Annotated in this window: 12 protein-coding genes; 9 read left to right on the plus strand and 3 right to left on the minus strand. The window is 74.1% G+C overall.

Annotated features, from left to right (window positions below; all coding sequences use genetic code 11):
• The first annotated feature begins 22 nt into the window (after positions 1-22).
• The 8 genes from AC060L_RS20925 (at position 23) to AC060L_RS20960 (ending at position 19,904) form a co-directional block, all read left to right on the plus strand.
• The gene (locus AC060L_RS20925) at positions 23-5,848 is read left to right on the plus strand and encodes a type I polyketide synthase (RefSeq protein WP_483800349.1); all 5,826 of its coding nucleotides are present in this window, start codon (positions 23-25) and stop codon (positions 5,846-5,848) included.
• Positions 5,849-5,943: 95 nt separating this feature from the next.
• Complete coding sequence (locus AC060L_RS20930) at positions 5,944-13,131, plus strand: type I polyketide synthase (RefSeq protein WP_483800350.1); 7,188 nt, start codon at positions 5,944-5,946, stop codon at positions 13,129-13,131.
• 123 nt (positions 13,132-13,254) lie between these two features.
• The gene (locus tag AC060L_RS20935) at positions 13,255-13,944 is read left to right on the plus strand and encodes a class I SAM-dependent methyltransferase (protein ID WP_483800351.1); all 690 of its coding nucleotides are present in this window, start codon (positions 13,255-13,257) and stop codon (positions 13,942-13,944) included.
• 95 nt (positions 13,945-14,039) lie between these two features.
• A complete protein-coding gene (locus tag AC060L_RS20940; RefSeq protein WP_483800352.1) occupies positions 14,040-14,537 on the plus strand; it encodes an SRPBCC family protein in 498 nt (165 codons plus the stop codon).
• 68 nt (positions 14,538-14,605) lie between these two features.
• Positions 14,606-16,447 (plus strand): asparagine synthase (glutamine-hydrolyzing), encoded by a 1,842-nt coding sequence (gene asnB / locus AC060L_RS20945; RefSeq protein ID WP_483800353.1) that lies wholly within the window; start codon positions 14,606-14,608, stop codon positions 16,445-16,447.
• A gap of 13 nt (positions 16,448-16,460) precedes the next feature.
• The gene (gene ubiG / locus AC060L_RS20950) at positions 16,461-17,234 is read left to right on the plus strand and encodes a bifunctional 2-polyprenyl-6-hydroxyphenol methylase/3-demethylubiquinol 3-O-methyltransferase UbiG (protein WP_483800354.1); all 774 of its coding nucleotides are present in this window, start codon (positions 16,461-16,463) and stop codon (positions 17,232-17,234) included.
• Positions 17,235-17,236: 2 nt separating this feature from the next.
• A complete protein-coding gene (locus tag AC060L_RS20955) occupies positions 17,237-19,030 on the plus strand; it encodes an FAD-dependent monooxygenase (RefSeq protein WP_483800355.1) in 1,794 nt (597 codons plus the stop codon).
• Positions 19,031-19,124: 94 nt separating this feature from the next.
• Positions 19,125-19,904 (plus strand): thioesterase II family protein, encoded by a 780-nt coding sequence (locus AC060L_RS20960; RefSeq protein ID WP_483800356.1) that lies wholly within the window; start codon positions 19,125-19,127, stop codon positions 19,902-19,904.
• Positions 19,905-19,929: 25 nt separating this feature from the next.
• Here the strand turns inward: AC060L_RS20960 and AC060L_RS20965 are convergent, their stop codons facing one another.
• The 3 genes from AC060L_RS20965 to AC060L_RS20975 all read right to left on the minus strand — a co-directional run bounded on the left by AC060L_RS20965 (position 19,930) and on the right by AC060L_RS20975 (position 22,339).
• The gene (locus tag AC060L_RS20965; RefSeq protein ID WP_483800357.1) at positions 19,930-21,372 is read right to left on the minus strand and encodes a chloride channel protein; all 1,443 of its coding nucleotides are present in this window, start codon (positions 21,370-21,372) and stop codon (positions 19,930-19,932) included.
• A 183-nt stretch (positions 21,373-21,555) separates the two neighbouring features.
• The gene (locus AC060L_RS20970) at positions 21,556-21,852 is read right to left on the minus strand and encodes an SHOCT domain-containing protein (RefSeq protein WP_483800358.1); all 297 of its coding nucleotides are present in this window, start codon (positions 21,850-21,852) and stop codon (positions 21,556-21,558) included.
• Positions 21,853-21,895: 43 nt separating this feature from the next.
• Positions 21,896-22,339 carry a DUF6325 family protein gene (locus AC060L_RS20975; RefSeq protein ID WP_483800419.1) on the minus strand — a complete coding sequence of 148 codons (444 nt, stop codon included), beginning with the start codon at positions 22,337-22,339 and terminating at the stop codon, positions 21,896-21,898.
• 351 nt (positions 22,340-22,690) lie between these two features.
• Here AC060L_RS20975 and AC060L_RS20980 point away from each other — a divergent pair, with 351 nt between their 5' ends.
• A complete protein-coding gene (locus AC060L_RS20980; protein ID WP_483800359.1) occupies positions 22,691-23,398 on the plus strand; it encodes a GAP family protein in 708 nt (235 codons plus the stop codon).
• Positions 23,399-24,816: the final 1,418 nt, after the last annotated feature.

Consider the following 24,816-nt stretch of genomic DNA (forward strand, 5'->3'; position numbering starts at 1 on the left):
TTCGGAGTGCGGAGTAATGACAATGGCTGCATCACAGGCTGCTTCCCGCAGCGCCGCCCAGTCCGGTACGCCGGCGGCTTCACCCGAGAAGGTGCTGGAGGCGCTGCGGCTCTCCCTCAAGGAGACCAAGCGGCTGCAGCAGCAGAACCGCCGGCTGACCGAGGCCCGGCACGAGCCGATCGCGATCGTCGCCATGGCCTGCCGGTTCCCTGGCGGTGTCGGCTCGCCGGAGGACTTCTGGCGGCTGCTCACCGAGGGCCGTGACGCGGTCTCCGAGTTCCCGGCCGAACGCGGCTGGGACGTCGAGAAGTTGTACGACCCGGACCCGGACCGGCCGGGCCGCAGCTACGTCCGCCACGGTGCGTTCGTCCGCGACGCGGACCGGTTCGACGCCGCGTTCTTCGGCATCAGCCCGCGCGAGGCGCTGGCGATGGACCCGCAGCAGCGGCTGCTGCTGGAGACCTCCTGGGAGCTCTTCGAGCGGGCCGGCATCGACCCGGCCTCGGTGCGCGGCAGCCGGACCGGGGTCTTCGTCGGCACCGCGCCGCTCGGCTACGCGGCCGGCGGCCGGTACGCGTCGGAGGGCGCCGAGGGCTACCTGCTGACCGGCACCACGGTCAGCGTCGCCTCCGGCCGGCTCGCCTACACCTTCGGCCTGGAGGGGCCGGCGCTGACCGTGGACACCGCCTGCTCCTCCTCGCTGGTCGCCCTGCACCTCGCCGCGCAGGCGCTGCGTCGCGGCGAGTGCACGATGGCGCTGGCCGGCGGGGCGGCCGTGATGGCGGCGCCGCACATGTTCGTCGAGTTCAGCCGTCAGCGCGGGCTGGCGCCGGACGGCCGCTGCAAGGCGTTCGCCGGCGCGGCCGACGGCACCGCCTGGGGCGAGGGCGTCGGTGTGCTGCTGGTCGAGCGGCTCTCGGACGCCAGGCGCAACGGGCACCCGGTGCTCGCGGTGCTGCGCGGCTCGGCGGTCAACCAGGACGGCGCGTCCAACGGGCTGACGGCGCCGAGCGGCCCCGCGCAGCAGCGGGTGATCCGGGAGGCACTGGCCGACGCCCGGCTGACCGCCGCCGAGGTGGACGCGGTGGAGGCGCACGGCACCGGCACCAGGCTCGGCGACCCGATCGAGGCGCAGGCGCTGCTCGCGACCTACGGGCAGGAGCGGCCGGCCGAACGGCCGCTCTGGCTCGGCTCGGTGAAGTCCAACATCGGCCACACCCAGCTGGCCGCCGGCGCCGCCGGGGTGATCAAGATGGTGCTGGCGATGCAGCACGGTGAGCTGCCGCGCACCCTGCACGTGGACGAGCCGACCCCGCACGTGGACTGGTCCCGCGGGGCCGTCTCGCTGCTCACCGAGCGGCGCCCGTGGCCGCAGGTCGACCGGCTGCGGCGCGCGGCCGTCTCCTCGTTCGGGATCAGCGGCACCAACGCGCACGTGATCCTGGAGCAGGCCGAGCCGGTCGAGGCCGCCGTCACCCCTGCCACCGTCCCTCCCGTGAGCCCCGCTGTGCTGCCCTGGCTGCTCTCGGCCCAGAGCCCCGAGGCGTTGCAGGCCCAGGCCGAGCGGCTGCACGCGGCCGTCACCGCCAACGCCGACTGGACGCCCGGCGACCTCGCCTGGTCCCTCGCGACCACCCGCGCCGGCCTCGACCACCGCGCCGTGCTGCTCGGCACCGACCGCGCCGACCTGCTGGCCGGACTCGACGAGCTGCGCCAGGGCCGCACCGCGCCGAACGCGGTGCAGGGCTCGGCCGCCCGGGCCGGCAAGCTCGCCCTGCTGTTCACCGGCCAGGGCGCGCAGCGCGCCGGAGCGGGCCGCGAACTCCACCGGAACTTCCCGGTGTTCGCCGCGGAGCTGGACCGGATCTGCGCGCTCCTCACCGAGCGCACGGGCCTCGCGGTCCGCGCGGCGCTGCTGGCCGAGGAGGGCACGCCGCAGGCCGCCGAGCTGGACCGGACGGCCTGCACCCAGGCCGCGCTCTTCGCGCTGGAGGTGGCGCTCTTCCGGCTGGTCGAATCCTGGGGCCTGCGCCCGGACTTCCTGCTCGGCCACTCGATCGGCGAGCTGGCCGCGGCCCACGTGGCCGGCGTCTTCACGCTGGAGGACGCGGTCACGGCGGTCGCCGCGCGCGGCCGCCTGATGCAGGAGCTCCCCGCCGGCGGCGCGATGGTGGCCGTGCAGGCGACCGAGCGCGAGGTCGTGGAGCTGCTCGCGGCGTTGCCCGCCGGGCGCAGCCGGCTCGCGAGCATCGCCGCCGTCAACGGCCCCGACTCGGTCGTGCTCTCCGGCGACGAGGAAACCGTGCTGGCACTCGCCGAGCAGCTGCGGGCCCGGGGCCGCCGGACGAAGCGGCTGACCGTCAGCCACGCGTTCCACTCGCCCCGGATGGACGGCATGCTGGCCGCGTTCCGGGAGGTGCTCGCCGGGCTGGAGCTGCGCGAGCCGAGCATCCCGATCGTCTCCAACCTCACCGGGCGGCCGGTCGACGGCGAGCAGATCCGCTCGGCCGAGTACTGGGTGCGCCACGTCCGCGAGGCCGTCCGGTTCCACGACGGCGTCCGCCATCTGATCGGCCAAGGGGTGAGCTCCTTCCTGGAGTTGGGCCCGGACGGCGTGCTGTCCGCGATGGTCCGCAGCGGTGCGGGCGAGCGGGCGGCGAGCATCGTCGCGGCGCCGCTGCTGCGCCGTGGCCGGCCGGAGCCGGCGACCGCGCTGACGGCCGTCGCGCAGGCGCACGTCCGCGGCGTTCCGGTGGACTGGCGGGCCTTCCTGGCCGCGCTCGCGGAGCCGTCGACAACTCAACTCATGCTGCCCACCTACGCGTTCCAGCGCGAGCGGTACTGGCTGGAGGTCCCGGAGGCCGCCGTCGAGGCCGGTGGGCTGGGTCTGGACGAGCCCGGCCACCCGCTGCTCGGCGCGGCCGTCCGCCCGGCCGACGGGGACGCGCTGATCCTCACCGGTCTGCTCGCCGCCCGCTCGCCCGGCTGGCTCGCCGACCACGTCGTGCTGGACAGCGTGGTGGTGCCCGGGACCGCCTACCTGGAGTTGGCGCTGCACGCCGCGCACCGGGTCGGCTGCGCGACGGTCGAGGAACTCGACCAGGAGGCCCCGCTGATCCTCACCGAAGGCGGCGCGGTCCAGCTCCAGCTGACCGTGGGCGCCGCCGACGACACCGGGCGGCGGCCGATCGGCGTCTACTCCCGGCCGGACGTCCCGGACGCCGCAAACGCCCTGGACGGATCGGACGACGACGCCGGGCCCGACCGGCCCTGGACCCGGCACGCCACCGGCCTGCTCGCGACCACGGCCCGCGAGCCGTCCTGGGAGCTCGGCGGCAGCTGGCCGCCGAGCGGCGCCGAGCTGGTGGACCTCGACGACTTCTACCCGACCGTGGCCCGCCACGGCTTCAGCTACGGACCGTCGTTCCAGGGCCTGCGGGCCGTCTGGCGCCGGGGCGAGGACGTCTTCGGCGAGGTCGCGCTGCCCGAGCCGACCCGCGCGCAGGCGGCCGGCTACGGCGTGCACCCCGCGCTGCTCGACGCCGCGCTCCACGCCGGCCTGGTCGGCAACACCGGCGAGCAGGTGCTGCTGCCGTTCGCCTGGAACGGCGTCTCGCTGCACCGCGCCGGCGCTGCCGTGCTGCGGCTGAAGCTCTCGCCGGCCGGCCAGGACGCGATGTCGCTGCTGGTGGCCGACGAGACCGGCGCGCCGGTCGCCTCGGTGGACTCGCTGCGGGCCCGGCCGGTCTCGGTCGAGCAGCTGCGCGCGGCGGCCCGCGGCGGCCAGGGCGACACGCTCTTCCGGGTCGAGTGGACGCCGTGGAGTGCGCCCGCCGACGCCCCCGCGCCCGAGACCGCCGGTCGCAGCTGGGCGCTGGTCGGCGCCGGCGAGCCGGTGCCGCTGGCGGACGCCGCCGCCGGGGCGGGCGTGCTGCTCGACCGGTACCCGGACCTCGCCGCGCTCGGCGAGGCGCTGGCCGCCGGCCTGCCGACGCCGGACGCGGTCTTCCTGATCACCACCACCTCTCCGACCGGCGAAGGCGAGGCCGTCCCGGCGGCGGTGCGCGAGGCGGTGCACCGCACCTGGTCCGAGCTGCGCTCCTGGGTGACCGACGAGCGGTTCGCCGCCGCCCGGCTGGTCGTGCTGACGCACGGCGCGGTCGCAGCCGTCCCCGGTGAGGGCGTGGCCGATCTCGGCCAGGCGCCGCTCTGGGGCCTCACCCGGGCCGCCCAGGCGGAGCACCCGGACCGCTTCGTGCTGCTGGACCTAGCGCCGCGCACCGCCGGTGCCCAGGCCCCCGGACAGGTACTGGACGCGCTGAGCCGAGCCGCCGAGGCCGCCGAGCCGCAGTTCGCGCTGCGGCCCGCCGGGCTGCTGACGCCTCGTCTGGCCCGGGTGCGGCTCACCCCACCGGCCGCCGCAGCAGCATCCGCGCCCGGCCTGAACCCCGATGGCACGGTCCTGATCACCGGCGGCACCGGTGCCCTCGGTGCGCTGCTGGCCCGGCACCTGGTCACCGGACACGGCGCGCGCCGGCTGCTGCTGGTCGGCCGGCGCGGTCCGCAGGCCGCCGGCGCCGAGCAGCTGGCCGCCGAACTGACCGCGCTGGGCGCCCAGGTGACGGTGGCGGCCTGCGACGTGGCCGACCGGACGGCGCTGGCGCAGCTGCTGGCCGCGATCCCGGCCGAGCACCCGCTGACCGCCGTCGTGCACGCCGCCGGCGTGGTGGACGACGGCGCGCTCACCGCGCTCAGCGAGCAGCGGTTCGACGCGGTGCTGCGCCCCAAGGTGGCGGCCGCCTGGCACCTGCACGAGCTCACCAGGCAGGCCGCGCCGGCCGCCTTCGTGCTCTTCTCCTCCGCGACGGCCAGCCTTGGCGGCGCCGGACAGAGCAACTACACGGCGGCGAACGCGTTCCTGGACGCGCTGGCCGAGCACCGCGGTGCGCAGGGGCTGCCGGCCCTCTCGCTGGCCTGGGGCCTGTGGGAGCAGCGCGGCGGGATGGCCGCCGGTCTCGACGAGCTCGCGCTGAGCCGGATGCGCCGTTCCGGCGTGCTGCCGCTGACCGCCGCCGACGGTCTCGCACTCTTCGACGCCGCGCTGCGCTCCGCGCTGGCCGACCCGACCGCGCTGGCCCCGACTTCACTGGCCGACCCGACCGCATTGGCCGACCCGGCCGCGCCGCCGAGCCGCACGCTGCTGCCGATCCGGCTGAACCTGGCCGCACTGCGCAGCGCGCCCGGCGACGTCCCGCCGCTGCTGCGCGCCCTGGCCGGCACGCCGGACGGCGCCGCCGGGCAGGCCGACCCGCGGGCCGCCGTCGAGCTCCGCGAGCGGCTGGCCGGCCTGTCCCCGGCGGACCGGGACCGGACGCTGCTGGACCTGGTGCGCGCTCAGGTCGCCACCGTGCTCGGCCACACCGGCCTGGCCGGGATCGCCGCGGACCGGGCCTTCGGCGACCTCGGCTTCGACTCGCTCACCGCGGTCGAGCTGCGCAACCGGCTGACCGCCGCCACCGGCCTGCGCCTGCCGGCCACGCTGATCTTCGACTATCCGACCTCCGCGGCGCTGGCCGGTTACCTGGACGGCGAGCTGCCGCAGGGCGGCGCCCCGACGGCCGAGCCGGTGCTGCGCGAGATCGACCGGCTGGAGAGCGCGCTGCTCGGCATCGCCGCCGACCACCCCGACCACGCCCGGATCGCGACCCGGCTGCGTGCCGTCGTCGCGCGCTGGACCGACCAGCGCGCCGCCGACGACGCTGAATCCCCCTCCGGCGAGCTGGAGTTCGACTCGGCGGGTGACGACGAGGTGTTCGACTTCATCACCAACGAACTCGGCATCTCCTGACCCCGGGGGGACTGCGCCCCAGACTCCCGAACCCAGACTCCCGAACCCCGACTCCCGACCCGATCCGCCGACATCTCCGAAGGGGTAGCGCCACCGTGGCGAGCGACACCGAGGACAAGCTGCGTTACTTTCTCAAGCGGGTGACCGCCGATCTGCAGGAGACCCGCAAGCGGCTCCAGGAACTGGAGTCCGTCGAGGGCGAGCCGATCGCGATCGTCGGGATGTCCTGCCGGTTCCCCGGTGGCGCCGACTCGCCGGAGGGCCTGTGGCGACTGGTCGCCGACGGCGGCGACGCGATCGGCCCGTTCCCGACCGACCGCGGCTGGGACCTCGACGCGCTCTACGACCCCGACCCCGACCAGCCCGGCAAGACCTACGGGCGCGAGGGCGGCTTCATCGACGAGGTGGACCGGTTCGACGCCGCGTTCTTCGGCATCGGCCCGCGTGAGGCGCTCGCGATGGACCCGCAGCAGCGACTGCTGCTGGAGACCACCTGGGAGGCGTTCGAGCGGGCCGGGATCGACCCGACCTCGCTGCGCGGCAGCCGGACCGGCGTCTTCATGGGCACCGGACAGCAGGACTACGCGGCGCTCGTGCAGCGGGCCACCGAGAACTTCGAGGGCTACCTGCTCTCCGGCGGCGCCGCCAGCGTGATCTCGGGCCGGCTGTCCTACGTGTTCGGCCTGGAGGGACCGGCCGTCACGGTGGACACCGCCTGCTCCTCCTCGCTGGTCGCGCTGCACCTGGCGGGTCAGTCGCTGCGCCGGGGTGAGTGCTCGATGGCGCTGGCCGGTGGCGCGGCGGTGATGGCGGTGCCCGGGATGTTCGTCGAGTTCAGCCGTCAGCGGGGTCTGGCGCCGGACGGCCGGTGCAAGGCGTTCGCGGCGTCGGCGGACGGCACGGGCTGGGGCGAGGGCGTCGGGGTCCTGGTGCTGGAGCGGCTCTCGGACGCGCGGCGCAACGGGCACCGGGTGCTCGCGGTGGTGCGCGGCAGCGCGGTCAACCAGGACGGCGCCTCGAACGGCCTCACCGCGCCGAACGGCCCGTCCCAGCAACGCGTGATCTGGCAGGCCCTGACCAACGCCCGGCTGACCGCCGCCGACATCGACGCCGTCGAGGCGCACGGCACCGGCACCACGCTGGGTGACCCGATCGAGGCGCAGGCGCTGCTCGCGACCTACGGGCAGGACCGGCCGGCCGAACGGCCGCTCTGGCTAGGCTCGTTGAAGTCGAACGTCGGCCACACGCAGGCGGCGGCGGGCGTCGGCGGGGTGATCAAGATGGTGATGGCGATGCGTGAGGGTGTGCTGCCGCGCACGCTGCACGTGGACGAGCCCACGCCGCACGTGGACTGGTCGGCCGGTGCGGTGTCGCTGCTCACCGAGTCGCGCGACTGGCTGCCGGGGGAGCGGACGCGCCGGGCCGGCGTCTCCGGGTTCGGCGCCAGCGGCACGAACGCGCACGTGATTCTCGAGGAGGCGCCCGCTGCCGAGCCCACCGAGCCTGCCGAGACTGCGGTGCAGGCCGGTCCGGTGCCGCCCTGGCTGCTCTCCGCGCGCGACGATCGGGCGTTGCGCGCCCAGGCCGAGCGGCTCGCGGAGTTCGTCCAGGCTCACCCCGGCGCCGACGTCCGGGCCGTCGCCGCCGCGCTGGCGAGCACGCGCGCCGGTCTGGAGCGCCGCGCGGCCGTGGTGGCCGGTGAGCGCTCGGAGTTCCTGGCGGGGCTGGCGGCGCTCGCCGCCGGCGAGGCGGCCGCCAACGTGGTGACCGGCCACGGCTCCTGCGCCCGGCCGGTGTTCGTCTTCCCGGGGCAGGGTTCGCAGTGGGTCGGCATGGCGGTGGAGCTGCTGGACGCCTCGCCGGTCTTCGCCGAGTCGATCGCCGCCTGCGAGAAGGCGCTCGCGCCGTTCGTGGACTGGTCGCTGACCGAGGTGCTGCGCAGCGGCGAGGCGCTCGACCGGGTGGACGTGGTGCAGCCCGCGCTCTTCGCGATGATGGTCTCGCTCGCCGAGATGTGGCGCTCGCTCGGCGTGCAGCCGGCCGCCGTGATCGGCCACTCGCAGGGCGAGATCGCGGCGGCGGTCGTCGCGGGCGGGCTCAGTCTGGAGGACGGCGCGCGGGTGGCAGCGCTGCGCAGCAGGGCGCTGCTGCGGATCGCCGGCCAGGGCGGCATGGCCTCGCTGCCGCTGCCGGTGGACGAGGTGACGGAGCTGCTGGCCGGCCGCCCCGGCCGGATCTCGGTCGCCGCGCAGAACGGTCCGCGCTCCACGGTGGTGGCCGGTGACCGGGAGGCGATCGAGGCGCTGGTGGCGGAGCTGGTCGCGAGTGAGGTCCGGGCCCGCCGGATCGACGTGGACTACGCCTCCCACTCGCCGCACGTCGAGGCGATCGAGGCCGAACTCGCCGAGGCGCTCGCCCCGATCGCACCGCGGGCCGGCTCGGTGCCGTTCTACTCCACCGTCACCGGCGGCTGGCTCGACACCACCGCGCTGAACGCCGGCTACTGGTACACCAACCTGCGCCGCCCGGTCGGCCTGGAGAGCGCGGTGCGCGAGCTGGCGGCCCAGGGCCACACCGCGTTCATCGAGTGCAGCCCGCACCCCGTGCTGACCCTCGGCATCGAGCAGACGCTGGACGCGACCGACACCCCCACCGTCGTCACCGGCACGCTGCGCCGCGACGAGGGCGGCTGGCCGCGCCTGCTGCTCTCGGCGGCGCAGGTCCACACCCGCGGCATCACGGTGGACTGGAGCACCCTGGGCTCAGCTGCCGGGCACCCCCGCCTCGACCCGCAACTCGACCTGCCCACCTACCCGTTCCAGCGCCGGCGCTACTGGGTGGAGACCGTCGAGGCGGTCGGCGCCCCGAGCGTGCGGTCCGCCGTGCCGGACGAGGAGCCGCAGGACTCGCCGGCGGCGGCGCTGCGCCGCCAGCTGGCCGATCTGCCCGAGGCGGCCCGCCGCCATGTGCTGCTCGACCTGGTGGAGACGCACGCCACCGCCGTGCTCGGCCTCGCCGACCCGATCGAGCGCGGCCGCTCGTTCAAGGACCTCGGCTTCGTCTCGCTCACCGCCGTCGAGCTGCGCAACCGGCTGATCGCCGCGACCGGCCTGCGGCTGCCGGCCGGCGTGGTCTTCGACTACCCGCAGCCGGACGCGCTCGGCCGGCACCTGCTGGAGCAACTGGCCGCCGCGCCGGGCCCGGAGCAGTCCGCGGTCGCGCTGCGCACGCCGTCGTCGGCGTCGCCGTCACCGCAGGCGGCGACGCCCGACCAGGAGCCGATCGCGATCGTCGGGATGGCCTGCCGCTACCCGGGCGGGGTGGCCTCGCCGGAGCAGCTCTGGCGGCTGGTCGCGCAGGGCGGCGACGCGATCTCGCCGTTCCCGGACGACCGCGGCTGGGACCTGGATGCCATCTACGACCCCGATCCGGACCGGCCGGGCCACACCTACACCCGCGAGGGCGGCTTCGTCGAAGGCGCGGACCGGTTCGACGCCGGCTTCTTCGGCATCTCGCCGCGCGAGGCGCTCGCGATGGACCCGCAGCAGCGGCTGCTGCTGGAGACCGCCTGGGAGGCGTTCGAGCGGGCCGGGATCGACCCGACCTCGGTGCGCGGCAGCCGGATCGGCGTCTTCGCGGGCTCCAGCGGCCAGGACTACCCGTTCCTGGTGATGGGCTCCTCGGAGGGCGCCGAGGGCTACCTGCTGACCGGCAACGCGGCCAGCGTGCTCTCGGGCCGGCTCTCCTACACCTTCGGCCTGGAGGGGCCGGCGGTCACCGTGGACACCGCCTGCTCCTCCTCGCTCGTGGCGCTGCACCTCGCCGTCCAGTCGCTGCGCTCGGGGGAGAGCACGCTCGCGCTGGCCGGTGGCGTCACCGTGCTGGCCACCCCGCAGGCGTTCATCGGGTTCAGCCGCCAGCGCGGGCTGGCGCCGGACGGGCGCTGCAAGCCGTTCTCCGCCTCGGCCGACGGCACGGCCTGGGGCGAGGGCACCGGCGTGGTGCTGCTGGAGCGGCTCTCCGACGCGCGGCGCAACGGGCACCCGGTGCTCGCGGTGGTGCGGGGGAGCGCCACCAACCAGGACGGTGCGAGCAACGGCCTGTCGGCGCCGAACGGCCCGTCCCAGCAGCGGGTGATCCGGCAGGCGCTGGCCAACGCCCGGCTCACCCCGGCCGAGGTGGACGCCGTCGAGGCGCACGGCACGGGCACCCCGCTCGGCGACCCGATCGAGGCGCACGCGCTGCTGGCCACCTACGGGCAGGACCGGCCGGCCGAACGCCCGCTCTGGCTCGGCTCGGTGAAGTCCAACATCGGGCACACCGCGGCCGCCGCCGGGATGGCCGGGGTGATCAAGACGGTGATGGCGCTGCAGCACGGCGTGCTGCCGCCGACCCTGCACGTCACCGAGCCGACCCCGCACGTGGACTGGGCGGACGGGCGGGTCTCCCTGCTCACCCGCTCCGAGCCCTGGCCGGAGAGCGGGCGGGCGCGGCGCGCGGGCGTCTCGGCGTTCGGAATCAGCGGCACCAACGCGCACGTGATCCTGGAACAGGCACCCGCCGACCCCGGCGCACCGTCGGTCGAGGCCGGGGCAGCCGAACCGCCGGTGGCTCCGCAGACCGCAGCAGCGCCGGTGGAGGCCGAGCCGCTGGTGCCCTGGCTCGTCTCGGCGCGGACCGAGTCGGCGCTGCGCGCCCAGGCCGCCCGGCTGCGCGAGCACCTCGCACAGCCCACCGCGCTGCTCGACCCCCCTGCCCTGGCCGACCCCACCGGCGCGGCCGCGCGGCCGGTGGACGTGGGCTACTCGCTCGCGCTCTCCCGCGCCGCGCTCAGCCACCGGGCGGTGCTGATCGGGCGCACCGAGGAGGAGCTGCTGGCCGGTCTCGACGCACTGGCCGCAGGCTCACCGGCACCCGGTCTGGTGCGTGGCACGGCGGCCGGCGGCCGGGTCGGCTTCCTCTTCCCCGGCCAGGGCAGTCAGGTCCCCGGCATGGGACGCGGGCTGTACGAGGCGTACCCGGTCTTCGCGCGGGCCCTCGACGAGCTGTGCGAGCTACTCGAACCGCACCTTGATGGACTCGGTGGGCGCCGGCTGCGCGAGGTGCTGTTCGCGGCCGAGGGCAGCGCCGAGGCCGCGCTGCTGGACGAGACGGTCTTCACCCAGGCCGCCCTGTTCGCCGTCGGCCTGGCGTCGTTCCGGCTGCTGGAGTCCTGGGGGATCGTCCCGGACTGCCTCGGCGGCCACTCGATCGGCGAGCTGACGGCGGCCTGCGCGGCCGGCGTGCTGTCACCGGCCGACGCCGCCCGGCTGGTGGCGGCCCGCGGCCGGCTGATGCAGGCGTCGCCGCCCGGTGCCATGGCGGCCGTCGAGGCGAGCGAGCAGGAGGTGCTGCCGCTGCTGGCCAGCCGGGCCGACCGGGTCGCCATCGCGGCGCTGAACGGCCCCCGCGCCACGGTGCTCTCCGGCGCGGCCGAGGTGGTCACCGAGCTCGCCGCCGAGTTCGCGGCGCGCGGGCACCGGACCAAGCTGCTGCGGGTCACCCGGGCGTTCCACTCGCCGCTGATGGACGGCCTGTTGGAGGAGTTCGGCCGGGTCGCCGCCGAGCTGTCGTACCGGCCGCCGCGGATCGCGCTGGTCTCCAACCTGACCGGTGCGATGGCCGGCGAGGACGAGGTGTGCTCGGCGCAGTACTGGGTGCGCCACGTCCGCGAGCCGGTGCGGTTCCACGACGGCGCGCGGCAGTTGGCGGCCGAGGGGGTCACCACCTTCCTCGAACTCGGCCCCGGCGGTGTGCTCTCGGCCCTGGTCCGGGATTCGCTCGCGGACCAGGGCGGCAAGGTGGCGGCGGTCCCGCTGCTGCGCCGCGACCGGCCGGAGGCACCGAGCGCGCTGGCCGCGCTGGCCCAGGCCCACGTCCGGGGGATCCCGGTCGAGTGGCCGGCCGTCTTCGCCGGACTGGACGGCCACCGGATCGAGTTGCCCACCTACGCGTTCCAGCGGCAGCGCTTCTGGCCGACCGGCCCGGCGCTGTTCGGGGCGGTACCGGGCGGTAGCGAGGCCGGGCCGGCACCGGCACCGTCGCCCTCACCGGCACCCGAGGACGCCCCGGCCCGGCTGCGGGAGCGGCTGGCCGGCCGGCCCGAGGACGAACGCGAGGCCGTCCTGCGCGAGCTGGTGGCCGAGCAGGTGGCCGCCGTGCTCGGCCACGCCTCCACCGAGGCGGTGGAGGCCGCCCTGGGCCTGCCCGAGCTCGGCATCGACTCGCTGACGGCCACCGAGCTGCGCGGCGCGCTGACGGCGCTGACCGGGCTGACGCTCTCCGCCGGCACGGTCTACGAACACCCGACGCTCGAAGCACTCGCCACCCACCTGCGCACCGAGCTGGACCGGCAGCCTGCGGGCTCAACAACCAACCCCGCCATCAACCCCGCCACCGCCCCCGCGCCGGACGGGCTGCTCAGCGCGCTCGCGCTGCGAGCCGGCCGGGAGGACCGGTTCGAGGAGTTCACCGAACTGCTGCGCACCGCCGCGCGGTTCCGGGAGACCTTCGCCACACCGGCCGAGCTGACCAGGCGTCCGGCCCCGGTCCGGCTCGCGCACGGGCCCGAGCGGCCGAGCCTGTTCTGCTTCCCCTCGTTCGCCGGCCGGTCGGGCGCCCAGCAGTACGCCCGGCTCGGTGCGGCCGCGCTGGGCGAGCAGGACGTCTGGGCGCTGCCCGCCCCCGGATTCGCCGCCGCCGAGCCGCTGCCGGCCGATCTCGACGCGCTGGTCCGGCTGCACGCCGAGGACGTCGAACGGTGCGCGGCAGGCACGCCGTTCGCGGTCCTCGGCCACTCGGCCGGCGGCTGGATCGCGAACGCAGTGACGGCCGAGCTGGAGAGGCGGGGGATTCAGCCGATCTGCCTCGTACTGCTGGACAGCTACCGGCCCGGTAGTGAGATACTTCCCCGCATCCAGCAAATGATCAGTCGTCAGATGACAGCAGGTCAGGGCGGTTTGGCCGAGTCGGCGGGGGAGGCGTTCGACGACGTCGTCCTCACCGCGATGGGCGGCTACGCGCGGATCTTCGACGGCTGGCAACCGCAGCCGATCGCCGCGCCGATCCTGCAGATCCGGGCGTCCGAACCGCTGCCCGGGTTCCCCGTCGAGGGCTGGCGGGCCTCGTGGCCGGTTTCCGATGTCGAGACCGACGTGCCGGGCGACCACTTCACCATGACCGGCGAACAGAGCCGCAGCACCTTGCAGGCCGTCCGGGACCGGATCGCCGAGCTCCATGGCTGACCCGGCAGCTGCCCCGGCGCAGCCCGTACAGCGAAACCCGGCGCGGCCGCACGGCGCAACTCCGCGCGGCCCGCACCGAGAACGTCCCGCACGAATATTTCCGATCGAGGGTTGGTAGAGACCATGAGCACCGACAACGGCAACGTGCCCGGGTCCGTGGACCAGGCGGTCCTGGACGGGCAGGCTGCGTACCACAAGCGCGCCCTCACCTTCTACGACCTGCTGGTCTTCCACGGCAGCGCACCGCTCTTCTGGAAGTGCCAGCCGAGCAACTTCCGCCAGATGTACGACACCAGCGCGGGTGCCAGGCACGTGGAGATCGGGGTCGGCACCGGCTACCTGCTGGCGCACGCCAAGTTCCCGACCTCGGCCCCGGACATCACCCTGGTCGACCTCAACCCGAGCACTCTCGACTTCACCGCGAGCAGGCTGGCGCACTATAGGACCACCAAGGTGCAGGCCAACGCGCTGGACCCGCTGCCGCTGCCCGAGGGTGAGTACGACTCGGCCGCGCTGAGCTTCCTGCTGCACTGCATCCCGGGCAGCCTGCGCGAGAAGGGAGTGGCGATCGAGCACGCGGCGAAGGTGGTGCGCCCCGGCGGCGTGGTGTTCGGCAGCACGATCCTCGCCAAGGGCGTCCCGGTCACTGGGGCCGGCCGCTGGCTGATGAAGAACCTCAACGACAAGGGCGTCTTCCACAACCTGGAGGACGACCTCGCCGACCTGCGCGCGCAACTCGGCAAGACCTTCGAGGACTTCGACCTGGTCACCCGGGGCTGCGTCGGCCTCTTCCGGGCCCGCAAGGCCAAGTGACCCGACCAGCTCCGACGTTCACACCTCCCGACACGGCCCCGAATCCCCGACACAGCCCCGAAGCGCACCCCCGCGCCCGGAAAGGACCGCTCCCCATGGCAAGACGCTGGTACCCGATCGAGGCGGCCGACGACTCCTTCCTCCAGTCGGCCCCGCTGCGCAACGCCCGTTCCGTCGAGGTGCCCTACTCGGTCGAGGAGACCTGGGCGGCGCTCACCGGCGACGGCGTCTCCAGCTGGACCAAGGGCATGAAGGAGCTCCGCTGGACCTCGCCGCGGCCGTTCGGCGTCGGCACCACCCGGGAGATCGAGATGGGCGGTGACTTCATCCTGCGCGAGCGGTTCTTCCGCTGGGAGGAGGGGCACCGCAAGACGTTCACCGGGACCGAGGCCTCCCGCCCGATCTTCCGCCGGCTGGTGGAGGACTACGTGGTGGAACCCACCGCGACCGGCTCCCGCTTCAGCTGGCGCTGGGCGGCCGAACTGAACCGTCCCTGGTCGTTCATCCAACTGCCGCTGGAGCGCTTCTTCTTCGCCCCGGTCGGGCGCTCGCACATCGACGGTCTGCCCGGCTACATGGCCGGCCGACGCTAGGCCCAGGCTCCAGGACCTGTCAGCCGCAAGCCATCAGCCATTCAGCCATCGAACGAGAGGAGACCGGCATGTGCGGAATCGCCGGATGGATATCCTTCCAGCGCGATCTGGAGACCGAACCGGCCGCCATACAGGCCATGAACGACACCATGGCCTGCCGCGGACCGGACGCCGAGGGTATCTGGTCGAGCCGGTGTGCCGTGCTGGCCCACCGTCGGCTGTCCATCATCGACCTGACCGGCGGCGTGCAGCCGATGGTGGTCGAGACGCCGGACGGCACCGTCGCGATGACCTACAGCGGTGAGGCGTACAACTTCACCGAGCTGCGTGACGAACTCCGCCGCCGCGGCCACGAGTTCCGCACCGCCAGCGACACCGAGGTGGTCCTGCGCGGCTACCTGGAGTGGGGCCAGGGGATCGCGGACCGGCTCAACGGCATGTACGCGCTGGGCATCTGGGACGGCCGGGTGGAGAAGCTCGTCCTGCTGCGCGACCGCCTCGGCATCAAGCCGCTCTACTACTACCCGACCGAAGACGGCGTGCTCTTCGGCTCGGAGGCCAAGGCCCTGCTGGCGCACCCGCTGGTCGAGGCGGTGGTCGACACCGACGGCTTCCGCGAGCTCTTCGGCTTCGTCAAGGCGCCCGGCCGCGCGGTCTGGTCCGGCATGCACGAGGTCAAGCCCGGCACCATGGTGACCGTCGACCGCAACGGGCTGCGCGAGCACGTCTACTGGACGCTGCAGGTCGCCGAGCACCGCGACGACACCGAGACCACCGTGCGGCACATCCGTGAGCTGCTGGAGGACAGCGTCGCGCGCCAGCTCGTCGCCGACGTCCCGCAGTGCGTGCTGCTCTCCGGCGGGCTCGACTCCAGTGCGCTGACCGCACTGGCCGGTCGGCAGCTGGCCGCCAAGGGCGAGCAGACCCGCACCTTCACCGTCGACTTCGAGCAGCCGGACGCGTTCCGCCCCGACGAGCTGCGCGGCTCGCAGGACGCGCCGTTCGCCCGCGAGGTGGTCGAGCACGTCGGCACGCTGCACCGCAACATCAAGCTGGACCACCAGGAGCTGGCCAACCCCGAGGTGCGGCGCGCCACCGTCGCCGCCCGCGACCTGCCCTTCGGCTTCGGCGAGGCGGACAACTCGCTCTACCTGCTCTTCAAGGCGATCCGTGAGCACTCCACGGTCGCGCTCTCCGGCGAGTCGGCCGACGAGATCTTCGGCGGCTACCCGTGGTTCCACCTGCCGGTGGTCCAGCAGGTGCCGATGTTCCCGTGGGTGACGGCCTCCGGGCTCGGCCCGAAGTCCCACCCCACCAAGCTGATCAGCCCGGACCTGCTGCTCGGCACGCTGGACATCCCCGGCTACTGGGCCCAGCGTTACGCCGAGACGGTGGCCGAACTGCCGGTCCTGGACGGCGAGGACGCGCACGAGCGCCGGATGCGCGAGTTCTGCTACGTGCACCTCACCAGCCTGCTCGGGATGCTGCTGGACCGCAAGGACCGGATGAGCATGGCGGTCGGCCTGGAGGTCCGGGTCCCGTTCTGTGACCACCGGCTGGTCGAGTACGTCTTCAACACCCCTTGGGCGATGAAGACTTTCGACGGCCGGGAGAAGAGCCTGCTGCGCGCCGCCGTGCAGGACACGCTGCCGCGCTCGGTCGTCGACCGGCCGAAGGCGCTCTACCCGCACACCCAGGAGCTGCGCTACGTGGCGGAGTTGCAGCGACAGGTCGGCGAACTGCTGACCGGCGGGCACCAGGCGGTCGACTTCTTCGACCGGGACGCGCTCGTCAAGGCCGCCCGCGCGGTGCCCGAGGCGGTCGAGCGTGACGAGCGCGAGGCGTTCGAACGCGTGCTGGACCTGGGTGTCTGGCTCGACCTCCGCCGACCGACCATCAAGCTCTCCTAAGGAGTCCACGACCATGGCCGTCGACAACGACGTCTACAACACGCACTCCTGGTGGCAGGACGACCAGCCCTTCGCCACCCTGGAGGCGTTCACCCCCGCGCGGTTCAGCTACTTCCGCGGCGTGCTGACCGACCGGCTCCGGATGGAGCTGGACGGCCTGCGGGTGCTCGACATCGGCTGCGGCGGTGGCCTGCTCGCCGAGCTGTTCAGCCGGGCCGGCTGCCAGGTCACCGGGATGGACCCGTCCGGGCCCTCCCTGGAGGCCGCGGCCGCGCACGCCCTGCAGTCGGGGCTGAAGATCGAGTACCAGCAGGGTGTCGCCGAGCACCTGCCGTTCCCGGACGGCACGTTCGACCTGGTGTACTGCTGCGACACGCTGGAGCACGTCACCTCCACCGACCAGGCGGTCAGCGAGGCGGTGCGGGTGCTGAAGCCCGGCGGCTACTACCTCTACGACACGATCAACCGCACCTTCCGGTCCAAGCTGGCCATGATCAAGATGGCCCAGGACTGGAAGTCGGTCTGCTTCGCGCCCAAGGACCTGCACGACTGGAAGCACTTCATCAAGCCCGCCGAACTGCACGCGCTCTTCCGCAAGCACGGCCTGGACAACCGGGACCTGATCGGATTCGCCTCCAGCCGGCCGCAGTTGGAGCTGCTGAAGGCGATGCGCGCGCGGGCCCGCGGCGAGATCACCTACGGCGAGCTCGGCCGGCGCTTCGAGCTCGGCCCGAACAAGGACACCTCCGTCATCTACGCCGGATACGCCCAGAAAGTCGAGAACTGAGCATGACCTCCACCTCAACTGCCGCTGCCCCCAATGCCAGTGCCGCTGACGTGCACGTCCCGGTCCTGATCGTGGGCGCGGGCCCGGCCGGCCTGGCCGCCTCGCTGGCGCTCTCCCGGTACGGCGTCCGGCACCTGCTGGTCGGCAAGTACCAGGGCACCGCGCACACCCCGCGGGCCCACCTGCTCAACCAGCGCACCGGGGAGATCCTGCGCGATCTCGGCGTCGAGGATCAGGTGCTGGCGCAGGCCACGCCCAGCAAGCTGCTCGCGAACCACATCTTCATGTCCACCTTCGCCGGCCCCGAGGTGAGCCGGCTGGACGCGTACGGCAACGGCCCGGAGCGGATCGGCGACTACCTCGCGGCCAGCCCGTCCACCATGTGCAACCTGCCGCAGCACCTGCTGGAGCCGCTGCTGGTCGAGCAGATCGAGCAGGCCCGGATCGGCGAACTGCGCTTCGGGCAGGAATTCCTGCGGATGGAGCAGGACGAGCACGGGGTGACCGCGGTGGTCGCCGACCGGCAGTCCGGCCAGGAGTACGTGGTCCGCTGCGACTACCTGATCGGCGCCGACGGCGCGCGCAGCCGGGTGATGGAGCAGGCCGGGCTCACCGTGGAGGGGCCGACCGGGCTGGCCAAGGTCGCCTCGGTCTGGTTCGAGGCCGACCTGTCGCGCTACTGCGAGGACCGTCCGGCGATCCTCTACATGGGCGCGGTCCCCGGCAACCCGCCGGAGGACGGCCGGGTCTTCGTCAGCATCCGCCCCTGGAACGAGTGGGTCTACCTCCGGTTCCTGGACCACGGCGCGGAGTTCGACCGGGAGGACCACGAGGAGATCCTCGCGCACATCCGCGAGAGCATCGGTGACCCGTCCGTCGAGATCAAGATCAAGAACGTCTCGCCGTGGGAGGTCAACGCGGTCGTCGCCCCGCGCAACTTCGACGGCCGGGTGTTCTGCGTCGGCGACGCGGTGCACCAGATGCCGCCGACCAACGGCCTGGGCCTCAACTCGGCGATCGCCGACTCCTTCAACCTCGCCTGGAAGCTCAAGCTGGTGCTGGACGGCGCGGCCGGGCCGGCGCTGCTGGAGACGTACCAGAGCGAGCGGGTGCCGGTCGGCGCGCAGATCGTGGACCGGGCGGTGCGCAGCATGCTCGACTTCCTCGGCATCCCCGGCGCGCTCGGCTTCACCGCCGACCAGAGCGCCGAGGAGCAGTGGGAGCTGCTGCGCGGCCTCACCGCCGACACCGAGGCGGCCGAGGCCCGGCGCACGGCGCTGGCCGCGGCGACCGACGCGATCAACTACCAGGTGAACGCGCACGGCGTCGAGATCGGCTACCGCTACCGAGCCGGCGCCCGGTTCGACGACGGCACCCCCGAGCCGACCCAGGACAAGGACCCGGAGCTCTACTACCAGGCCACCACCTGGCCCGGCGCGCGGCTGCCGCACGCCTGGCTGGAGGACGGGCTGCGCCGCTGCTCGACGCTCGACGTCGTCGGCCGCGGCCGCTTCGTGCTGCTGACCGGCCGCGGCGGCGAAGCCTGGCACGAGGCGGCCCGCGAGGCGGCCCGGCTCACCGGCGTCGAGGTGACGGTCCGCACCATCGGCACCGCCGAGGGCCTGCGCGACCCGTACGGCAGCTGGGCGCGGCTGCGCGAGGTCGAGGCGGACGGCTGCGTGCTGGTCCGGCCCGACGCGCACGTGGCCTGGCGGGCGCAGACCGCCGAGCAGGCCTCCGAACTGCCGAAGGTGCTGGCCAGCCTGCTCCAGTCGACCGCCGTGGCGGCCGGCTGACCAGCTCCGCACGCCCTGATCCTGTCCGGCGCGCGGCTGCCCTGTGGCGGCCGCGCGCCGCGCTCCGGAAACACCCCTGAAAGGACATCAGAAGATGACCGAGGCCGCCCTCGGCGACCCCCGCTGGATCCGTCGCTTCCACCCGGCGGACCCGGGCGCCCCGCGCCTGGTCGTGCTGCCGCACGCCGGCGGCTCGGCGAGCTTCTTCCGCCCGTTCTCGGCGGCCCTCGCCCCGCGGCTGGACGTCCTGACGCTCCAGTACCCGGGCCGGCAGGACCGGCGCGACGAACCGCGGATCGAGGACCTGGCCGAGTACGCCGACCGGATCCACCAGGCCCTGCCGGGCGATGCCCCGCTCGCGCTCTACGGCCACAGCATGGGCGCCGTCCTCGCGTTCGAGGTCGCCCGCCGGCTGGAGGCCGCCGGCCGTCCGCCGCTGGCGGTTGTCGTCTCCGGCCGGCGCGCGCCGTCGATCCACGTCGAGGGCACCGTGCACCTGCGCGACGACGCCGGCCTGATCGACGAGCTGCGCGAACTCAGCGCCACGCACGCGAGTCTGCTGGCCGACGAGGAGATCCTGCGGATGGTGCTGCCCGCCGTGCGCAGCGACTACACCGCCGTCGAGCGCTACCGCTGCGAGCCGGCCGCCCCCGGGCTGAGCGGCCCCGTGCTGAGCAGCCCCGTGCTGGCCGTCACCGGCGACGCCGACCCGTGGACGGGCGTCGACGAGGTCAAGGCGTGGAGCGGGCACACCGAGGGCGAGTTCGAGCTCGAAGTGCTCTCCGGCGGGCACTTCTTCATCGTCGACCACCAGCAGCGGATGGCCGAGCTGGTCTCCGACTTCGTGCTCCGGGCCGCCGCCGCCCGTCGGTGACGCCGCGCAGCCGACTGACGCCGGGTCAGCCGGCCGGTGCCGGTGCCGGAGCCGGAGCCGTTGCCCGGCGCGCCGCCGCCGGGGGAGGGGTGAGCCGGGACACGGTGACGTGGCAGACCACGACCGCCACGATCACCAGCGGCATCACCGTCACCCCGTCCGAGCCCAGCAGCAGCGTGGCGAGCAGCACACAGGTCATCGGCAGCTTGAGCACCGCGACCGACAGCGCCCCCATGCCGATCGCGGCGCCGGCCACGAACGGCAGCCCGGGCAGGTGCGAGAGGAGGATCCCGCCCGCGGCCCCCAGGAACAGCGCGGGGAAGATCGGCCCACCCCGGAACGACGCCAGCGACGCCGCGTAGCCGAGCCACTTGCACACCAGCAGCAGCGCCAGCGCCCCCACCGAGTAGCTCGCGTGCTGGACCAGCAGGTTCGGCAGCGCGGCCTGACCGGAGAAGAGGACGTCGGAGGCGGGCTTCCCGACGCCCTCGGCGTACCCGACCGCGAGCCCCGCCACCGCCAGGCCGGCCAGCGGCGTCAGCAGCAGGCGGCGGCGGTTCACCCTCGGCTGGAGGAAGAGCGCGAGGCGCTGCACGGCGCTGCCGGCGAACGCCGCCGCGACCCCGATGGCGAGCGCCCAGCCGAACTGACCGAGGTCCGGGCGGCTCACCGCGGGCAGGCTGGGGATCGTCAGCGTGCCGACGCCGAACCCGGCCCAGTCGCCGAGCCCGGTGAAGACGAGCGAGCCGACCCCGGCGGCCAGCAGTCCGGGCACGAGCACGACGTCGAGCATCGCGCCGCCGAGCCCGGACGCCTCCATCAGCAGGAACGCGCCGATCAGCGGTGATCCGAGCAGTGCGCTGATCGCGGCGAAGCTCCCGGCCGCGCCGATCACCGCCAGCGTCTTCGCATCCAGGTCCGGTTTGATCAGCCGGACGGCGTAGACGGCCAGGCCGCCGCCGAGCGCGATCAGCGGCGCCTCGGGCCCGATCACCGCGCCGAAGCCGATCGAGACGACTGCGGCGATCAGGATGCCCGGGAGCTCGGCGGCCGGGGCGGTGCCGCCCCCGGCCTTGAAGCCCTCGGCCGGCTGGTGACCGCCGTTGCCGGGCAGGTAGCGGACGGTCACCGCGACCAGCAGGCCCGCCACCCCGAGCAGTGGCACCGGCCACCAGGCGGGCACGCCGTGGAAGCCGAGGCCCTGGGGGAGGTCGCTGTAGAGCGCCCGCTGCAGGTGCGTCGTGAGCTGGAGGAATCCGTAGGCGGCGGCGGAGAGGACGACGCCGAGCACGGCGGCGATCACCAGGAGCACCGGGTAGCCCTTGGCCCGCAGCGGCGCGAACGGATCGGCGGCCGCCGGCCCTGCGCTCTGGGGTCCTGAGCCCGGGGGCCCGGAGGCCGCCGCTTCGCGGGCCGGTGGGGACGGATCGCCTGCCGACTGGTCCGGCGCCGACTCGTCCGCTGACATCAGGCTTGCCTCCTAGCCCCGGCCGGGTGCCCGGGTCTCGGTCGATGGTGCCAGTCGGCTGCCCTTTTCCTCCGCATTTCGCCCTGCTCCGCGCCGGGGTCCGCGCACGCGTTCGCGCCCGGACCCGGGCCCGCGCTCAGGTCCGAGCTCAGGTCCGCGCCCGGGAGCGCGCTCGCCGGTTGTTCAGGAGGCGAGGATCTGCTTCTTCTGCGCCTCGAACTCCGCCTCGCTGAGGAGGCCCTGGGTCTTCAGGTCACCGAGGTCCTTCAACTGCGCGATCTTGCTGTCCATACTGGTCGCCGCCACGGGCGCGGCAGGCGGCGGAGCGGCCGGTGCCGCGTAGACCGGCGCCGCGGCGGCCTGCTGCTGCTCCTGCTCCGCCCAGCGCCCCGCCTGCCGGCGCGACACCCGGTTGGAGACCGCGGTCGCCGTCCCGGCGACCACTGCGGTGCGGGCGACACCTCGAAGGAGTCCTGGCATGTCGTTCACCTTCCACGTCGGTACTGGAACGGACCGGTCCCGGTCAGGCCCCGGCCTCGGCGGCCTCCAGCGAGGCGAGCACCTCCTCGACCGGCAGTCGCCCGCCGGCCACCAGCTGGGCGCCGCCGCGCCGCAGGGCCGCGGCGAGCGGGGCCGCCCAGAGGTTCTCGTAGACCACGATGCCGGCCGAGCTGCCGGGCTCCAGGGCTGCGCCCGTCTCGGCGAGATCGTCCTCACCGAGCAGGCCGGAGGCGGCGCCCTCGAAGATGCTCAGGTCGATGGAGCCGTCCCCGGTGAGATCGCTGATCTCCAGGCCGACGACCGATCCGTCCGGCAGTTTCTTCACGAAGACCAGGTCGAGAATGCGGATGATTCCCCGATCCACCAGATCGACGAGCAGGGGCAGCCCCTCACCGGTCATCCGGCTGCCCGGAAATTCGACGACCAGGTAATCGATCGGGCCCATCTCGTCGACTTCGTCGTCCATGTCAACGTCGTCGCTGATGCCGCTGATCTCGTCACTCACGTCGACTCCTCGCGTGATTCGGCCACGCACTACTCGGGCACGGGCACGCACTTCCCGGCCGCGCGCTTTTCCGCGGCCGGCGCCCCCGAAGTCATTGCATCACCGCGCGCAGGGCGGTGCATGTCGAGCAGGCGGCCGCCCGCGGTGTCCGAACGGGCGAACCCGGCACCCACTTCCGGCGCCCTGATCGTGTCTCGCTTGATTCGACCCGCGTTCGTCCGCAGGCTGCCCGGTGTCCCGGGTGGCCGGCTCCGCCGGATCGAGGAGGCCGTGCATGCAGCAGAGCCCGCAGCGGTGCCGGGCCGTGGGCCGATGAACCTCGACCTGGCGCTGATCGGTCTGGCGATCACCCTGGAGCCGGTGCCGATCACCGCGTTCATCCTGTTGCTGTCGGCGGAGCGGGGCCTGCGCAAGGGCCTGGTGTTCGTGTCCGCCTGGCTCGGCTGCCTGGCCGTCGTGGTCACCGCTGTCGTGCTGTTCACCGGGGGCAAGCCGCCCGCCCCGCACGGCGCGCCGGGCACGGGGGCGCTGGCCGTCAAGCTGGCCGTCGGCGTCGGGCTGGTCGCCTTCGCCGGCTACCGGTGGCGCCGGCTCCGTCAGCCGTCCCAGCCGTCCCAGCCGTCCCAGCCGGCCCAGCCGAACCGCGAGCCGTCCCGCCCGCACTGGCGCCCGGCCTGGCTGCCGAGGCGGCATCCGGCTCGGGCCTCCGTCTGGAGCGCGGCCGTGCTCGCGGTGCTGCTCCAGCCCTGGGGACTCGTCGCCGCAGGGGCCGCGACCGTGGTGGAGGCCAAGGTCTCCGGCGCCGGCTCCGCGCTGGCACTGGTCCTCTTCTGTCTGCTCGCCTCGGCGAGCCTGCTCGCGATGCAGCTCTCCGCGGCCCTCTCGCCGGTCGCCACCCAGACCCGGCTCGCCAGGCTGCGCCGGGCCCTCACCGAGCACCAGAACCAGCTGGTCATCGCGCTGTCGCTGCTGATCGGCCTCTGGCTGGTCGGCCGGAGCAGCTACGAGCTGATCGCGTGAGAACGGCCTGCCGCCGGGAGCAGACCCGATGACACAGCCGACCGGATGACAAGGATGACAAGGGTGACCAGATGACGGCGAACCAGGTCCTGATCGGCGTGGGCCTGATCCTGCTGCTCTCCGTGGGGTCGCAGATCCTGGCGAGCGTGCTGCGGATCCCCGCGCTGATCATCCTGCTGCCGGTCGGCTTCGCCGCCGGCGCGCTGACCCAGGACGTCGATCCGCAGCGGCTGCTCGGCACCGCGTTCTCGCCGCTCGTCTCGCTCGCCGTGGCGGTGATCCTCTACGACGCGGGGCTCGGGCTCGACCTGGAGAAGCTGACCGGACACACCCGCCGGGTGGTGATCCGGCTGATCGGGATCGGTGTGCTGCTCAGCTGGGCGATCGCCACCGTCGTCGCGAAGCCGCTGCTCGGCCTGAGCGGCCGGGCGGCGCTGATGCTCGGCGTGATCCTGGTGGTCTCCGGGCCGACCGTGGTGGGCCCGCTGCTCGGCTTCGTGCGGCCGAAGGACCGGCTGCAGCACATCCTGATCTGGGAGGGCTCGCTGATCGATCCGGTCGGCGGGATCCTGGGCGCGCTGGTGTTCCACGCGATCGACGCGAGCCACGGGCGCCACCTCGGCGGTGGCGTCACCCAGTTCCTGGGCAGCGTGGGGATCGGCCTGGCCGGCGGGGCGATCGGCAGCGCGGTGCTGTGGCTGCTGCTGAGCCGGCTCGCCCTGGGCGAGGTGCTCGGCACGGCGGCGCAGCTCGCCGTGGTGGTCGCGGTGGCGGCGGCCTGTGACGTGATCAGGGACGATTCGGGCCTGATCTCCTCGGTCATCATGGGACTCGCCGTCGCCAATCTGCCGAGCTTCGACGTGCCGGTGCGCCGGCCGTTCCTGGAGACCCTGGTGACGCTGATCCTCGGGGTGCTCTTCGTTTCGATCTCGGCGACCGTCACCCCGAAGTCGCTGGCGCACCTGCTGCTGCCCGCGCTCGGCCTGTCGGCCGTCCTGGTGATCGTGGCCAGGCCGCTGGTGGCGGCGCTGTCCGCGCTCGGCACCGACCTGCCGAGGCAGGAGCGTGCCTTCGTCGGCTGGATGGCCCCGCGCGGCATCGTCGCGGCCGCGACCGCCTCGACCTTCTCGGCCGCGCTGGTGGAGCGGGGGATCGGCGGCGCCCAGAAGATCCTGCCGGCCGTGTTCGTGGTCATCGTCGCGACGGTGACGCTGTACGGGCTGACCGCAGGCCCGGTGGCGCGCCGCCTCGGCGTCGTCCGTCCGGCCCGGTCCCGGCCGCTGCTGGTCGGTGGCGAGCCGTGGGTGGTCGACCTCGGCCGGGCGCTGCGGGCGGCCGGTCTGGACGTGCTGATGTGGGCGGGCCGCGAGGCGCAGCGGGAGCGGATCGAGCAGGCGGGCCTGGAGCTGGCGCCCGGC

The sequence above is a fragment of the Kitasatospora sp. NEAU-69 genome (genome assembly GCF_057158765.1).